The sequence below is a fragment of the Anaeromyxobacter dehalogenans 2CP-C genome (assembly GCF_000013385.1).
Lineage (GTDB): Bacteria > Myxococcota > Myxococcia > Myxococcales > Anaeromyxobacteraceae > Anaeromyxobacter > Anaeromyxobacter dehalogenans_B.
Map to the genome: position 1 here is coordinate 837,153 of NC_007760.1, position 14,823 is coordinate 851,975.

The following is a 14,823-nucleotide window of genomic DNA, read 5'->3' on the forward strand; positions in this document are numbered from 1 at the left end:
CGGGCCCATAGCTCAACGGTCAGAGCGCTCGGCTCATAACCGATGCGATCCAGGTTCGAATCCTGGTGGGCCCACTCGTCGCAACCAGCAGGGAGAACGGGAGAACGGCATTGTCGTCGCTGCGTGAGAAGCTGAAGACGCTGGAGGAGTTGCAGCAGATCGACCTCGACTCGAACGAGGTCCGGGCTGAGCTGGAGACCCTCCCGGCGAAGCGCGCCGAGATCGACCAGCGGGTGGCCGAGGCCCGGCGGGCCTACGACGAGGAGAAGGCCAGGGTCGAGGGGAACGAGCGCGAGCGCCGCCAGCTCGAGTCGCTCCTCGCCATGGAGCGCGACAAGGTCAAGAAGTGGGAGGGCCGCCTCGGCGAGATCCGGACGCCCCGCGAGTACGCCGCGCTCTCCCGCGAGATCGACATCGCGAAGAAGACGAACGACGGCCAGTCCGAGCAGATCAAGGCGCTGGTCGCGAGCGCCGGCGAGCTCCAGAAGACGCTCGAGGCCCGGGCCGACGCGCTGGCCGAGCGCGAGGAGGCGAACGAGGCCGAGCTGAAGGCGCTCGAGGAGCGGCAGGCCGCCGCCCAGCAGCGCCTGGCGGAGCTCGAGGCGCGCCGCGCCGAGGCGGTGAAGAGCGTGGACCCCGGGCTGCTCTCGAAGTACGAGAACATCAAGCGGCGCCGGGCCGGCGTGGCGGTCGCGCAGGTGATCGGCATGACCTGCGACGGGTGCCACCGGCACATCCCGCCCCAGCTCGCCATCACCCTGCAGCGGGCGAACTCGATCGAGACCTGCCCGAACTGCCACCGCATCATCTACGCGGCCGAGGCGGTCAACCCGCCGGCGCCGCCGCCGGCCTAGCCGTGGCGAAGGCCGTCCTCGCGGAGCTGCTCCGCTTCATCGCCGCGAACGAGGAGCTCCCGCGGACGCGCGCCCGGTACCCGGGCTACGACCGCGACGCGCTCGGGCGGCTCATCGCCGCCGCCGCCGACCGCGTGGAGGAGGCGGAGAAGGCGCGCGAGCCGGCCCCGGGCGCGGGGTCGAAGGGCATCAAGGTCCGCAAGGTGTCCGACGTGGAGAAGGCGGCGCAGCGCGCGGCCGCCGAGCTCGACGAGGCGATGGACCTCTCCAAGGCGGAGCGCGACCGGCGCAAGAAGGAGCGCGCCGAGCGCGAGGCGGCCGAGCGCGCCGCCGCCGACGCCGCGGCCGCCGCCGAGGCGGCCCGGTGCACCCGCCTGTTCACCGACGGCGCGGCGCGCGGCAACCCCGGCCCGGCCGGCGCCGGCGCGGTCATCGTGAACGCCGACGGCCACATCGTGGCGAAGATCGGCAAGTTCCTGGGCGACTCCACCAACAACGTCGCCGAGTACATGGGGCTCATCCTCGGGCTGAAGCGCGCGAAGGCCATGGGCATCAAGGAGCTGGAGGTGCTGTCCGACTCCGAGCTCATGGTGAAGCAGCTCGCCGGCGACTACGCCGTGAAGGCGGATCACCTCCGCCCGCTGCACGACGAGGCGCAGGCGCTCATCGCCGGCTTCGACCGGATCCAGGTCCGGCACGTGCCGCGCGAGGAGAACGCGCTCGCCGACGCGATGTCGAACCGGGCCATCGACGAGCGGCTGTAGCGCCGCCGATCCCTCGCCCGCCGCCCGCGGGCGCCCTCCCCACTTCACCGTTCGTTCACGTCCCCGCCCCGCGGCGCCGCCCGCGGGGCGCGGCCGCGCGCGCACCCCATCGCGCCCGCGGCGCACCGGCTGCGCGAAAGCCGCGCCGCGCCCCGGCCGATCCGCAGCCCGTGCGCGCATCCGGTGCGCTGCGGCGGAACGTCGACCGAAGGCTTCCATTTCATTTGACGCCGGTCACGCGGATTGCGCAGAAAAGTGCGTCCACCGTTCAAACCATTGCGCAATACATGCTATGGGCTCCGGACCCACCCGATCCCGGAGGCGACGGAATGAAGGACGTGCAGACGGCGAAGGCGATCCCGCAGATCCCCAGCATCGATCTCGGCCAGGCGGCGGCGCTCGCCGAGACGGTCATCAAGGACACCACCGCGAACCCGGCGCCGCTCGGGCTGATGGGCTTCGGGCTCACCACCGTGCTGCTCAACCTGCACAACGCCGGCATCATCGGCATCGGCAGCATGATCCTGGCGATGGGCCTGTTCTACGGCGGCCTGGCCCAGATCATCGCGGGCGTCATGGAGTGGAAGAAGAAGAACACCTTCGGGATGGTGGCGTTCACCTCCTACGGCTTCTTCTGGATCTCGCTGGTGGCGCTCATCGTCATGCCGCGCTTCGGCATCGCCGACGCCTCGGACAAGAACGCCATGGCCGCCTACCTGTTCATCTGGGGCCTGTTCTCGATCGTGCTCTTCATCGCGACGCTCCGGATGAACCGCACCATCATGCTGGTCTTCTTCGCGCTGGTGGTGCTGTTCATCCTGCTCGGCCTCGGCGACGCGACCGGCAACACCACCATCACCCGCATCGCCGGCTACGAGGGCATCCTCTGCGGCCTCGGCGCCATCTACCTGGGCGCGGCGCAGATCCTGAACGAGGTCTACGGGCGCAAGGTGCTGCCGATCGGCGAGCTGTAGGCCCGGCCGCCCCCGAGACGCGAAACGGCAGGTCCCGCGCGCGGGGCCTGCCGTTCTCGTTCCGGCGCGGGGCGCCGGTCGCTACAGCGCCGACTCGTGCCGGGCCGCGCCCTTCACCTCGTCCGCGGTCTCGGACGCGCGCTGGGCCTTCAGCTTCTTCATCCGCTTGCGGATGAGCTCGCGCTTCAGGCTCGAGAGGTGGTCCACGAACATGGTGCCGTTCAGGTGGTCGGTCTCGTGCTGCAGCGCCACGGCGAGCAGCCCGTCCGCCTCCAGCTCGAACGGCTTGCCCTGGCGGTCGAGCGCCCGCACCCACACGCGCGCGAAGCGGTCCACGTCCTCCGCCTCGCCGGGGATCGACAGGCAGCCCTCGGTGTAGGTGAGCTCGCCCTCGCCGCGGACGATCTCCGGGTTCACCAGGTGGAGGAGCGTCTGCCCCTCCTGGCGGGGGGACGTGTCGATCACGATGACGCGCTTCTTCACCGCGATCTGGGGGGCGGCGAGGCCGACGCCGTCCGCGGCGTACATGGTCTCGGCCATGTCGTCGAGCAGGCGGCGGATGCCGTCGTCCACCCGGTCCACGGGCTGGGCGACTTCCTTCAGGATGGGATCGGGCCAGATGACGATTTCACGAACCATTCGAGCACCTTCTACCGGATCCCACATCTAACGGGGAAGGGGCCGCCGCGCATCCCCGCGGAATCGGGCCCCCGGAGGCGCTCTCCCGCCCGCCTCAGCGCGCGTCGCCGAGCCCGCGCAGGTACTCCTGGCGCAGCCGGTCGTCCGCCAGCACGTCCCGGGCGTCGAGCACCACCTGCTGGATCTCCTGCAGCGCCTCGGTGAGGGCGGGGTCGCGCAGCGCCGCGAAGCGCTCCGGGTGCAGCTCGGCGGCGAGCCGGTCCGCCGCCTCCCGCACCTCGTGCGGCGTGCAGAGCCGGCCCACGCCGAGGACCGTGAAGTAGTCGGCGCGCCGGACCTGATCGAGCTTCTCCCGGACTCGGGCCAGGTCGATGGCGTCGGAGGCCGGCACCGGCCGGCCGGACTGGAGCAGGCGCACCGAGAGCGCGCCCACCGCCACCAGGGCCGCGAGCGCCTGCCGGGTGGAGAGGCCGTCGAGCGGGCTCGCCTGGACGATCTCGTCGAGCGTGCGCAGCCCGTCGGCGAGCGCCACCACCCGCCGCTCCTCGGGCGAGAGCCCGAGCTCCGCCTCGTCCGGCGCGCCCTCGGCCGGCGCGAGCAGCGTGCCCGGCCCGCCCAGGAGCGCCTCCACCTCGGCGGCGCGCCAGCGGCGGCGCACGCCCTCCACCGCGAGCGCCAGCGGCCCGCGCTCCAGCGCGGTGCGCTCGTCCGCCGGGACGGCCTGCGCCACCCAGCGGAAGCGGGCGGCGCCGTCGGCGAACACGCCCGAGACCACCTCCTCGGTGCGGCGCCGGGCGAGGCCGGTGAGCTCGGTCGGCTTCAGGAAGCCGCGCTCGAGCAGCAGCAGCGCGGCGCGGCGGGTGGGCAGCGCCGCGGCCGCGCCCGCCACCTGCCGGTGCTGGTCGCGGGTGACGAGGCCGAAGCGGAGCGCCAGCTCCTCCACGCGCTCCGCCGGATCGGCGCTGGACGCGCCCACCACGCGGCCGTCCTCGAACCAGAGCGAGCGCGCCAGCTCGCCCTGGAAGTCGAGCCGGCCGGCGAGCCGGGCGCGGGCGGCGAGCGCGAGGAGGCGCGGCGCGGGGAGGTCGGCGAGCGTGCCGGCGCGCAGCTCCGCCGGCGGCGGCGCGAGGGCCTCGCCGTCGCCGGCGGGCGCGGCGGCGGGCCGGGGCGGCGGGGGCGCGGGGGCGGCGCCGCGCAGCGCGGCCACGCGCCGGCGGGCCGCGTCCTCCGCCGGGTCGGCGGGCGCGGGGACGGCGGCCGCGGGCGGCTCGAAGCTCGGCAGGAACGGCTCCTCCGGCGGGGCCACCGGCGGCGCCGGCGGGAACGGGAACCCCGCGGGCGGCCGCGGCGGCACGGCGGCCGGCGGGGGGGACCGCTCGGAGAGGCGGCGCAGCTCGGCCTCCGCCTCGGCGCGGCGGCGCGCCTCCTCCTCGCCGCGGCGGCGCAGCGCCTCCATCTCGGCGCGCGCGCTCGCGATGGCGGCCCGGAGCTTCTCCTCCTCCTCCTCGGCCCGGCGCCGCGCGTCCTCCTCCGCGGCGCGGCGCAGCTCCTCCGCCGCGGACTCCTCGGCGGCGGCGCGCTCCATCACGGTGGCGATGCGCTGCTCGGCGCTGCGCCGCTCGGTCTCGAGCTGCGCGCGCACGCGCTGCAGCTCCTCCTCGGCGCGGCGGCGGGCCTCGGCCTCGGCGGCCGCCTTCTCCTCCGCCCCGCGGGCGCGGAGCGCCTCCTGCTCGGTCTCGGCCCGGGCCCGGGCGTCGGCCTCGGCCGCGCGGGTGGCCGTGGCCGCGTCCGGTGGCGCGCGGAGCTCGGCGCGCGGCCGGGCGGCGGGCTCGGCGCGCGCCGCGCCGGAGGACGCGGGGGCCGTGGCCGGGGTGCGCGCGGGCGCGGGGGCGGCGCGGGCGGGCGCGGGGGCGGCGCGGGCGGGCGCGGAGGCGGCGGAGGCGGGACGCGGCGGGGCCGCGGGCCGGCGCGGCTCGGCGGGACGGGCCGCGGCGGGACCGGGCGAGGCGGCCGGACGCGGTGGCGACGCGGTGCGGGCTGGCGCGGCGGCCGGCACCGCCGGCGCGGGCAGCGGGGCGTCGTCGAACAGCTCGGCCAGCGCCTGCACGGCGCGGTCGGCCGCGTCCGGCGCGGAGGCGTCCTCGGCGGCGGGCCCGTCGTCGCCGGCCTCGAGCCGGCGCAGCAGCGCGTCGAGCCCGTCCTCGTCGGCGAGGCCGAGATCGCCGCCGGTCGCCGGGCCCGCGGCGAGCGCGCTCGCCAGCGCGTCGGCCGGGGCGAGCGCGTCGAGCCCGCCCGCCGCGCCGGGCGCCGAAGGCTTGGATCCGGCGGGGGCCGGCGCGGCCCGGGGCGGCGGGGCGGGGACGGCCGGTCCGCCGCCGCTCCGGCGCAGCTCCTCGGCGCGCGCCCGCAGCGCCTCGGCGGCGGCGCGCCGGGCGGCGCCGGGATCCGCGCCCGCCGCGGTCGGCGAGGCGGGCCGGGCAGGGCGCGCGGGGGTCGTGTTGCCCGGCCGCGGCGCGGGCGCCGAGGTGGGGGGGCCGAGCCGGGCCGCGACCTCCTCCTGCAGCTGGGCCGGGTCCACGGGGCGCGGCAGCCGCCGGGCGCCGCGCGGCAGCGGGTCGGCGTCGCCGATGACGATCATCGGGACGTGCGCCGTGGCCGGGTCCTCCGCCACGCGGCGGGCCAGCGCCAGCGCCTCGCCGCCGTCGCAGGCGGCCGCGAGCACGACGAGGTCGGGCGCGGCGCCCTCCAGCGCGGCGAGCGCGTCGGCGGCGCTGGTGGCGAGCGCCGGCGCGTGACCCGCGCGCAGCAGCACGCGCTTCACGGCCGATATCTCGGCGATGTCGTCGTCGACCAGGAGGATCCGGGGCAAGCGCGGGGATTATGGATCGGGCCCGCCGGGCGACCAAGCCGCCGCCGCGCCGCCGCCGTGCGTGCGTGCCGGACCTACAACATCGAGTACGGATCCATGTCGAAGCGGATCGCGGCGCCGCCGGGCGGCCGCTGCGCCACCCGCGCCAGCGCGGCGTGGACCCGGAACAGCGACGGCGGCGAGGGCGCGCGGAACAGCAGGTGCCAGCGGCTCTTCCCGCGGATCCGCTCGATGGCGGCGGGCGCCGGGCCGAGCATGGCCACCTCGCCGGCCAGGGCCGGCCGGGCCGCCCGCGCCAGCGCCTCGGCCGTCCGGCGCGCGCCGTCCTCGGTCCCCTCGACCCGCGCCGCCATCATCCGCCCGAACGGCGGGTAGCCGAAGGCGCGGCGCCGCTCCAGCTCACCCTCGGCGAACGCGGCGTAGTCGTGGGTGGCGGCGAGCGCGACCGCCGGGGTGGCCGGGTTGAACGTCTGCACGATCACCCGCCCGGCCTCGGCCCCGCGTCCGGCGCGCCCGGCCACCTGGGTGAGGAGCTGGAAGGTGCGCTCGGCGGCGCGGAAGTCCGGCAGCGCGAGCGCGGTGTCGGCGAGCACCACGCCGACCAGGGTGACGCCCGGGAAGTCGTGCCCCTTCGTCACCATCTGCGTGCCCACCAGCACGTCGGCGTCTCGGCGCGCGAACCGCGCCAGCACCGCCGCGGTGTCGTCGGCGCTCGAGACCACGTCGCGGTCGAGCCGGGCCACCCGCGCCCGCGGCAGGAGCGCGCGCACCGCCTCCTCCACCTGCTCGGTGCCGACGCCCACGCCGAAGCGCACCCCGCCGCACGCCGCGCAGCGCCCGCTCATGGGCTCGGTCCGTCCGCAGTAGTGGCACATGAGCACGCCGCGGCGCGCGTGGTGGGTGAGCGACACCGAGCAGTCCGGGCAGCCGGCCTCGGCGCCGCACACCTCGCACACCACCAGCGTCTCGTAGCCGCGGCGGTTGAGGAACAGGATGGCCTGCTGGCCGGCGGCGAGGGTGTCCTCGAGCGCGGCGGCGAGCCGCGGCGAGAGCAGGCCGGGCAGCCCGGACACGCCGGCGCGCCGCAGCTTCGACAGGTCCACCAGCTCCACCTCGGGCATGGGCCGGTCGTCCACGCGGGCGGGGAGGTCGAGCTTGCGGTAGCGGCCGCGCCGCGCGTTCTCGAGCGTCTCCAGCGACGGGGTGGCCGAGCCCAGGATCAGCACCGCGTCCTCGCGCTTGGCGCGCACCACCGCGAGATCGCGCGCGTGGTACGGCGGGCCGTCCTCCTGCTTGAAGCTGCCGTCGTGCTCCTCGTCCACCACCAGCACCGCCAGGTCCTGCACCGGCGCGAAGATGGCGCTCCGGACGCCCACGCAGATCCGCGCCTCGCCGCGGCGCAGGCGGAGCCACTCGGCGTGGCGCTCGGCGTCCGACAGCCCGGAGTGCAGCAGCGCCACGTCGTCGCCGAAGCGCGCGCGGAACCGGCCGGAGAGCTGCGGGGTGAGCGCGATCTCGGGGACCAGCACCAGCGCGCCGCGGCCCGCGGCGCGCGCCCGGGCGATGGCCTGCAGGTACACCTCGGTCTTGCCCGAGCCGGTGACGCCGTGGAGCAGGAACGCCTGGAACGTCCCGGCGGCCGCGTCGATCTCCGCCAGCGCCGCGGCCTGCGCCGGGGTGAGCGCCGCGGGCGCGGCCGCGCTCGCCGGGAGCACGCCCGCGGTCGCGACGGGCGTCTCGGTCTCGAGCGTCACCAGCCCGCGCTTCGCGAGCGCGGAGAGGGCGGGGCGGCCGCGGGGGAACGCGGCGCGCAGCTCCTCCACCGGGATGCGGCCGCGCGCGAGCAGGTACTCGAGGACGGCGCGCTGCGCGGCGGCCCGGCCCAGGGCGCCGAGCGACGCGGCCGCGTCGGGCGCGGGGGCGGCGTACTCCACCCCGCGCCGGGCCGGGGCCGGCGCCCCGCGACGCGCGTTCAGGCCGGGCGGCAGCGCGGCCCGCAGCAGCTCGCCGGGCGGCACGAGGTAGTACTCCTCGGCCCAGCGCAGCAGCTCCACCAGCTTGGGCGTGAACGGCGGGAACGGGTCGAGCACCTCGACCACGTCGCGCAGCTCGAAGCCCTCCGGCGGCGCGGCCGGGAAGCCGACCACGTAGCCCGTCGCACGCCGGCTCCTCCCGAACGGCACCGCCACGCGCTGGCCCAGCGCCACCTCGGACGCGAGCGAGGAGGGCACGCGGTAGGTGAAGGTGCCGCGGACCGCGGCGGCGACGGCGACCTCGACGAGCACGCGCGGAGTCTAGCAGCCGGGCCCCCCTCGCCGCCGTTCATCGGCTACACTCCCGCGCTCACGGAGGAACACATGGCCCGCATCGATCTGCGCATCGCCGTCGCGGTGATGGGCGTCCTCACCGTCATCGCCTGCTCGGAGAAGAAGGAGCCGCCCGCGCCCGCGTACCCGAGCGCGCCCGGCGCCGAGGCCCCGGCCCGCCCGGCGCCCGAGGTGACCCCGCCGGCGCCGGCCCCGGCCGAGCAGGCGGCGCCGCAGGCGCAGCCCGCCCCCGCGCCGCGCCCCGCCGAGCCGCCCACCGCGGCGCCGGCGCCCCGGCCCGCCCCGCGCCCGGCCGAGACCGCCAAGCCGGCCGAGACCGCGAAGCCCGCGCCCGCCCCCGCGCCGGCCAAGCCCGCCGAGCCGGTGCAGGCCGCGCCCGCCCCCGCGCCCGCCCCCGCGGCGGCCGCGCACGCCAAGGTCGGGCCGCAGAAGTGCAAGATGTGCCACCGCGTGCAGTTCGAGTCGTGGTCCGCCTCGCCGCACGCGGCCAAGGGGCTCGACTGCGAGGGCTGCCACGGCAACGGCGGCGACTACTGGACCGCGAGCGTGATGCGCGACCGCGCCAAGGCGGTGGCGGCCGGGCTCGTGCTCCCGGATCTCGCGTCCTGCCGGAAGTGCCATGCGACCGACGAGGCCCGCTTCGCGCGCGTGCACGCGCATAAGGCGAAGTAGGCCGGCGGCCGGCGCGCCGCTCCGATCCCGGCGCGCCGCTACCGCCCGGTCACCGGCCGCAGGAACGCCCGCGCCTCCTCGAAGATGAGGTCGAGCGAGCTCGTCAGCTCGTGCCCGTCGTCCACCTCGACGAGGCGCGCGCCCGGGGTGCGCGCGACGAACGCGGCCACGTCCTCGAGCGGGATGGTCTCGTCGCGGCGGCCGGCGATGCAGAGCGTGGGCACCCGCACCTCGGGGAACGCCGGCCAGCCCTGCGCGTCCTCGAAGAACTGCCACCCGAGGCGCCGCTTCCGGCCGGAGGCGAAGTGGTCCACCTCCAGCCCCCGCGCGCGCCAGCCCTCGAGCTCGGCCGGCCCGAGCCGGCGCGACCAGCGCTCGAACAGCCGGAACGCCGGGGCCATCAGCACCAGCCGCTCGATGGACGGATCGCGCGAGGCCGCCACCGCCGCGAGGTAGCCGCCCAGCGAGCTGCCGATGACCGCGTGCGGCGGCGCCGCCTCCGCGAGCCGCCGCTCCGCCACCGCCAGCATGGAGGACGGCGAGGAGCGCTCGAAGCCGTCCTCGCCCGGCGTGAGATCCGGCACGTCCACCGGGACGCCGATCCCGGCGAAGCGGGCGGCGAGCGTGGTCGCCTTCGTGGACGACGGGCCCGAGGCGAAGCCGTGCAGGTAGAGGAGCATCGCGGCAGCCTAGCCGAGGAAGGCCGGCGCCGCCCTACTTCCCGGCCTTCTCGCGCAGCGCCCGGAGCCGCTCGCCCAGCACCTTCTCCAGGCCGCTCTCGGAGAGCTGCACCACCTGCTCGCCGCGGAGCGCGTCCGGCAGGTACTCCTCGGCCACGTAGTGCCCCTCGAAGTTGTGCGGGTAGCGGTACCCGCCGCCGTACCCGAGGCCCTCCATCAGCTTGGTGGGCGCGTTGCGGAGCTTGAGCGGCACCGGCAGCGGCCCGCGCTCGCGCACCAGCCGCCGCGCGTTGCCGTACGCGGCGATGGCGGCGTTCGACTTGGGCGCGAGCGCGAGGTAGATGGCGGCCTGGCTCATCGGCAGCACGCCCTCGGGCAGCCCCACCAGCTCGACCGCCTGCAGCGCCGCCACCGCCACCTGGAGCGCCTGCGGGTCCGCGTTCCCCACGTCCTCGGACGCGAAGATCACCATGCGCCGGAGCACGAACCGCGGGTCCTCGCCGGCCTCCAGCATCCGCACCATGTAGTAGACGGCGGCGTCCGGGTCCGAGCCGCGCAGCGACTTGATGAACGCGGAGACGACGTTGTAGTGCTCCTCGCCCTGCTTGTCGTAGTTGACGGTGCGCGCCTGCAGCGCCTCCTCCGCGTCCGCCTTCTCCACCGCCGGCCGGCCGGCGAGCCGCACCGCCGCGGCCGACACCTCCAGCGCGTTCAGCGCCTTGCGCGCGTCGCCGTAGCTCAGGCGGGCGATGGTGTCGCGCGCCTCCGGCGCGAGCGCGACGGCGCCCGCCAGCCCCTCCGGCGCCGCCGTGGCGCGGTCGAGCAGCGCCGCCACCTCGTCCTCGGTGAGCGCCCGCAGCGTCGCCACCCGGCAGCGCGACAGGAGCGCCGCGTTCACCTCGAACGACGGGTTCTCGGTGGTGGCGCCGATGAGCGTGATGGTCCCGTCCTCCACGTGCGGCAGGAACGCGTCCTGCTGCGCGCGGGTGAAGCGGTGGATCTCGTCCACGAACAGGATGGTGCGCTTGCGGTGCATGCGGCGCCGGTCGCGCGCCGCCGCCACGATCTCGCGGATCTCCTTCACCCCGCCCAGCACCGCGCTGAACGGCACGAAGTCCGCGCCGGTGCGCTGCGCCACGATCCGCGCCAGCGTGGTCTTCCCGGTGCCCGGCGGGCCCCACAGGATGAGCGACGGCACCTGGTCCGCCTCGATGGAGCGACGCAGCGCGGTGCCGGGGCCCAGGACGTGCTCCTGGCCGGCGAAATCCTCCAGGCGGCGGGGGCGCATCCGCTCGGCGAGCGGCTTGCCGCTCGGGTCGTCCGCCACGGCGCGATCGAAGAGGTCCATGAAACCGCTTATATAATGCTCCGCATGGACGGCCATCCGTGTCCCGTGCCGAAGCGCGTGGGGATCGTGCACAAGGTCTCGAGCGCCGAGGCGTCGGAGACGGCGGTGTACGTGGGGCAGTTCCTCGAGGGGAAGGGCGTCGAGGTGCTCCGCGACGAGCAGGAGGTGGCGCGCTCCGCCGACCTCGTGGTGGTGCTCGGCGGCGACGGCACGCTCATCCACGCCGCCGGCCTGCTCGACGGCCGCCCGGTGCCCATCCTCGGCGTGAACATGGGGAGCCTCGGCTTCATGACCGAGGTCCCGCAGAGCGGCATGTACGCGGCGCTCGAGGACGTGCTGGCCGGCCGCGCCGCGCTGTCCGAGCGCATGAAGCTGCGCGTCCACCTGCACCGCGGCGGCAGCTCCGAGCGCGCGCTCGACGCCGAGGTGCTGAACGACGTGGTGATCGCGAAGGGCGCGCTGTCGCGCATGGTCGAGCTCGACACCCGCTGCTCCGGCGAGTACGTCACGACCTACAAGGCGGACGGCATCATCGTCGCGACGCCCACCGGCTCCACCGCCTACGCGCTCGCGGCGAACGGGCCCATCATGTACCCCACCATGCGCGGCGTGATCATCGCGCCGATCTGCCCGCACATGCTCACGCAGCGGCCGCTGGTGGTGCCGGACGACGAGAAGATCGAGATCCTGCTCGTGAACGACAGCGAGGTGTACCTGACGCTGGACGGGCAGAGCGGGCTGAAGCTCGAGCGCGGCGACCGCGTGCAGGTGAAGCAGTCCTACAACCGCGTGCTGCTGGTGCGGAACAAGTCGCTCGACTTCTTCGGGATCCTGCGGGCGAAGCTGCGCTGGGGCGAGCGCTGACCCTGAACGGGACGACCACTGAAAATTTGCGCAGTGTCAGGGGGCCGTGGATCATGGCCGCATGCTCACGACGCTGCGCATCTCCGGCCTCGCCGTCGTCGACGCGGTGGAGGTCCGGTTCGGCCCCGGGCTGAACGTCCTCACCGGCGAGACCGGGGCCGGCAAGTCGATCCTGGTGAACGCGCTCCACCTCGTGCTGGGCGGCCGCATGACCGCGGACGTGCTGCGCGAGGGCGCGGACGAGGCGGTCGTCGAGGCGCTGTTCGACCTCCCCGCCGCGCACCCGGTGTTCGGCCGCCTCGACGCGGCCGGGCTCCCGGTCCGGCCCGAGCCGGGCGCGGCGAGCTGCGAGCTGCTGGTGCGGCGCGTGGCCGCGCGCGGCGGCCGCGGGCGCGCCTTCGTGAACGGCGCCCTGTGCACCGTCTCGATGCTGGAGACGGCGCTGCGGGGCGTGGTGGACATCTCCGGCCAGCACGAGCACGTGTCGCTGCTCGATCCCTCGGTGCACCTCGAGCTGCTCGACGCGTTCGCCGGCCTGGACGCGATCTCCGAAGGCGGCGCGGAACCGACCCTCCTCCGGTACCGCGCCGCGCACGCGGCGCTCGCCGCCCTCGTCCGCGAGCGGGAAGCGCTCGCCGCGGACGAGGGCGAGCGGGCGCGGCGGGCGGACTACCTCGCGTTCCAGCTCCGCGAGCTGGAGTCGGCCGATCCCAGGCCGGGCGAGCTGGAGGCGCTGGAGGACGAGCGGCGCGTGCTCGCCTCGGCCGAGAAGCTGCGCGAGGCGGCGCGGGCCGCCGAGGCGCTGGCGTACGGCGAGGAGGGGAGCGCCTCGGAGCGGGTGGGGCAGGCGGCGCGCGCGCTCGCCGAGGCGTCGCTGCTCGACCGCCGCCTGGAGGCGCCGCTCGGGCTGCTGCGCTCGGCGGCGGTGGAGCTGGAGGAGGCCGGGCGCGAGCTGGGGCGCTACGCCGAGACGGTGGGCGGCGACCCCGAGCGGCTGGCGGCGGTGGAGGACCGGCACGAGCTGCTGCGCGCGCTCGCGCGCAAGCACGGCGGCACGCTGGAGGGCGCCATCGCGCGCCGGGATCAGATGCGCGGGGAGCTGGCGCGGCTGCAGGGCGGCGGCGAGCGGCTCGCGGTGGTGCAAACGGAGATCGAGCAGCGCGGCCGCGAGGCGGCGCGCCTCGCCGCGGCGCTCTCCCGCGCGCGGGCCGAGGCGGCCCAGGCGTTCGCGGAGGCGGTGCGGCGCGAGCTCGCCGGGCTCGCCATGGGGCGCTGCCGGCTCGAGGTGGCGCTGCTGCCGCCGGAGGCCGGCGTCGAGGTCGGCGGCAAGCTGCTCGGCCCCGCCGGCGCGGAGCGCGCCGAGATCCTCATCGCCCCCAACCCCGGCGAGCCGCCGCGCGGGCTCGGCCGGATCGCCTCCGGCGGCGAGCTGTCGCGCCTGCTCCTCGCGGTGAAGCGGACCATCTCGCGCCGCGACCCGGTGGCCACGTACGTGTTCGACGAGGTGGACGCCGGCATCGGCGGCGCGGTGGCCGAGGCCATGGGCCGCGTGCTCTCCGACGTCTCGAAGGGGCGGCAGGTCATCTGCATCACGCACCTGCCGCAGGTGGCCGCGTTCGCCGATCGGCACCACCGCGTCGAGAAGCGTGTCGCCGGAGGGCGGACGCACACGGGGGTCGAGCTGCTCGGCGAGGACGCGGAGCGCCGGCAGGAGGTCGCCCGCATGATGGCCGGCGTGACCGTGACCGCCTCGGCGCTCGAGCACGCGGCCGCCCTCATGGCGGCCGCACGCCAGCCCGCTGCCCCGGCGGCGGCGTCCGAGCGCGGGCGGCGCGCCGTGCCCGCCCGGGCCGCGGCGCGCCGGGTGGCGCGGGCCGGCTGAGCCGCGGCGGTGGCCGAACGGGGAATCCTGGGACGCTGCGTGGTCGCAGCCGGCCGTCGAGGGGTCACGAACGCAGGGGGCGGCGTTCGGCGAGACGATGGCATCCGCGTTGACCCCCCAGTCTGCGGAAAGGTACGCTCCGCGCGTGGCGGCCACGCCTGTCCTGACGATCGCTGCCCACGGCGTCACGGACGTCGGCCGGCGGCGCGATCACAACGAGGACGCGTTCCTGGTCGATCCTGCGCTGGGGCTCTACGTGGTCGCCGACGGCATGGGCGGCCACGCGGGCGGCGGCACGGCGTCGCGCCTCGCGGTCGAGACCATCCAGGAGTCCGTCCGCGCCGCGCGCGACGGCTCGCCGGAGGTGTTCGAGGGGGCGAACGGGGTCGAGGACAGCCGGCTCCCGGACCTGCTGCGCGAGGCGGTCGAGGCGGCCTGCGCGCGGATCTTCCAGACGGCCCAGGGCGATCCCGGGCTCGCGGGGATGGGCACCACCGTCACCGCGGCGCTCATCGACGGCCGGGTGGCGTTCGTCGCGCACGTGGGCGACAGCCGCTGCTACCTGCTGCGCGAGGGGCGCATCTACCAGGTCTCCGAGGACCACTCGCTCGTCAACGAGCAGCTCAAGGCCGGCACCATCAGCGCCGACGAGGCGAAGCACAGCCGGTTCAAGAACATCATCACCCGTTCGGTGGGGTTCGAGGCGCAGGTCCAGGTCGATCTCATGGGCATCGAGCTCGAGGGCGGCGACGCGCTGGTGATCTGCTGCGACGGCCTCTCCAACCTGGTGGACGACGACGAGATCCTCCAGATCGTGGACGAATGCCCCATCGACGAGGCGCCGGCGCGCCTGGTCGCGCTCGCGAACGATCGAGGCGGCGACGACAACATCACCGTGATCGTGATCCGGGCCGGCCTCGCGCCGGTCATGGTCGGCTGACGCCTGCCCG

12 protein-coding genes and 1 tRNA gene are annotated in these 14,823 nt (G+C 76.2%); 8 read left to right on the plus strand and 5 right to left on the minus strand.

What is annotated here, in order from left to right; all coding sequences use genetic code 11:
- Position 1 precedes the first annotated feature (1 nt).
- From ADEH_RS03700 to ADEH_RS03715, 4 genes are all read left to right on the plus strand, one after another.
- A tRNA-Ile gene (locus ADEH_RS03700) sits at positions 2–74 on the plus strand.
- Between the two features lie 36 nt (positions 75–110).
- The gene (locus ADEH_RS03705; protein ID WP_041453303.1) at positions 111–854 is read left to right on the plus strand and encodes a zinc ribbon domain-containing protein; all 744 of its coding nucleotides are present in this window, start codon (positions 111–113) and stop codon (positions 852–854) included.
- Positions 855–856: 2 nt separating this feature from the next.
- The gene (locus ADEH_RS22535; RefSeq protein WP_049760067.1) at positions 857–1,618 is read left to right on the plus strand and encodes a ribonuclease HI family protein; all 762 of its coding nucleotides are present in this window, start codon (positions 857–859) and stop codon (positions 1,616–1,618) included.
- A 329-nt stretch (positions 1,619–1,947) separates the two neighbouring features.
- Positions 1,948–2,592: an acetate uptake transporter gene (locus ADEH_RS03715; protein WP_011419782.1), complete on the plus strand. Its 645-nt coding sequence runs from the start codon at positions 1,948–1,950 to the stop codon at positions 2,590–2,592.
- Between the two features lie 81 nt (positions 2,593–2,673).
- Here ADEH_RS03715 and def read toward each other — a convergent pair whose 3' ends face one another.
- From def to priA, 3 genes are all read right to left on the minus strand, one after another.
- Entirely contained in the window at positions 2,674–3,231 is a 558-nt protein-coding gene (gene def, locus ADEH_RS03720) for a peptide deformylase (RefSeq protein WP_011419783.1), read from the minus strand.
- Between the two features lie 94 nt (positions 3,232–3,325).
- Complete coding sequence (locus ADEH_RS03725) at positions 3,326–6,100, minus strand: DUF4388 domain-containing protein (RefSeq protein ID WP_157061336.1); 2,775 nt, start codon at positions 6,098–6,100, stop codon at positions 3,326–3,328.
- A 74-nt stretch (positions 6,101–6,174) separates the two neighbouring features.
- Entirely contained in the window at positions 6,175–8,385 is a 2,211-nt protein-coding gene (gene priA, locus ADEH_RS03730; protein WP_011419785.1) for a replication restart helicase PriA, read from the minus strand.
- A gap of 72 nt (positions 8,386–8,457) precedes the next feature.
- Between priA and ADEH_RS03735 the strand changes: the two genes are divergently transcribed.
- Positions 8,458–9,099, plus strand: coding sequence for a hypothetical protein (locus ADEH_RS03735; RefSeq protein WP_011419786.1), 642 nt, complete (start codon positions 8,458–8,460; stop codon positions 9,097–9,099).
- Between the two features lie 38 nt (positions 9,100–9,137).
- On the opposite strand, the gene ADEH_RS03740 is transcribed toward ADEH_RS03735, so the two are convergent.
- The gene (locus tag ADEH_RS03740) at positions 9,138–9,779 is read right to left on the minus strand and encodes a YqiA/YcfP family alpha/beta fold hydrolase (protein ID WP_011419787.1); all 642 of its coding nucleotides are present in this window, start codon (positions 9,777–9,779) and stop codon (positions 9,138–9,140) included.
- 34 nt (positions 9,780–9,813) lie between these two features.
- Positions 9,814–11,127 (minus strand): replication-associated recombination protein A, encoded by a 1,314-nt coding sequence (locus ADEH_RS03745; RefSeq protein WP_011419788.1) that lies wholly within the window; start codon positions 11,125–11,127, stop codon positions 9,814–9,816.
- A gap of 24 nt (positions 11,128–11,151) precedes the next feature.
- On the opposite strand from ADEH_RS03745, the gene ADEH_RS03750 reads away from it, so the two are divergent.
- From ADEH_RS03750 to ADEH_RS03760, 3 genes are all read left to right on the plus strand, one after another.
- A complete protein-coding gene (locus ADEH_RS03750) occupies positions 11,152–11,991 on the plus strand; it encodes an NAD(+)/NADH kinase (protein ID WP_232287419.1) in 840 nt (279 codons plus the stop codon).
- A 61-nt stretch (positions 11,992–12,052) separates the two neighbouring features.
- Complete coding sequence (gene recN, locus ADEH_RS03755; RefSeq protein WP_011419790.1) at positions 12,053–13,873, plus strand: DNA repair protein RecN; 1,821 nt, start codon at positions 12,053–12,055, stop codon at positions 13,871–13,873.
- A 97-nt stretch (positions 13,874–13,970) separates the two neighbouring features.
- Positions 13,971–14,813: a Stp1/IreP family PP2C-type Ser/Thr phosphatase gene (locus ADEH_RS03760; protein WP_041453305.1), complete on the plus strand. Its 843-nt coding sequence runs from the start codon at positions 13,971–13,973 to the stop codon at positions 14,811–14,813.
- Positions 14,814–14,823 lie beyond the last annotated feature (10 nt).

Excerpts from the sequence above, each read along its gene's own strand:
- ADEH_RS03715 (WP_011419782.1), top strand. The coding sequence starts at position 1,948 with ATGAAGGACGTGCAGACGGCGAAGGCGATCCCGCAGATCCCCAGCATC.
- def (WP_011419783.1), bottom strand. The coding sequence starts at position 3,231 with ATGGTTCGTGAAATCGTCATCTGGCCCGATCCCATCCTGAAGGAAGTC.
- ADEH_RS03735 (WP_011419786.1), top strand. The coding sequence starts at position 8,458 with ATGGCCCGCATCGATCTGCGCATCGCCGTCGCGGTGATGGGCGTCCTC.
- ADEH_RS03740 (WP_011419787.1), bottom strand. The coding sequence starts at position 9,779 with ATGCTCCTCTACCTGCACGGCTTCGCCTCGGGCCCGTCGTCCACGAAG.
- ADEH_RS03745 (WP_011419788.1), bottom strand. The coding sequence starts at position 11,127 with ATGGACCTCTTCGATCGCGCCGTGGCGGACGACCCGAGCGGCAAGCCG.
- ADEH_RS03750 (WP_232287419.1), top strand. The coding sequence starts at position 11,152 with ATGGACGGCCATCCGTGTCCCGTGCCGAAGCGCGTGGGGATCGTGCAC.
- recN (WP_011419790.1), top strand. The coding sequence starts at position 12,053 with ATGCTCACGACGCTGCGCATCTCCGGCCTCGCCGTCGTCGACGCGGTG.
- ADEH_RS03760 (WP_041453305.1), top strand. The coding sequence starts at position 13,971 with ATGGCATCCGCGTTGACCCCCCAGTCTGCGGAAAGGTACGCTCCGCGC.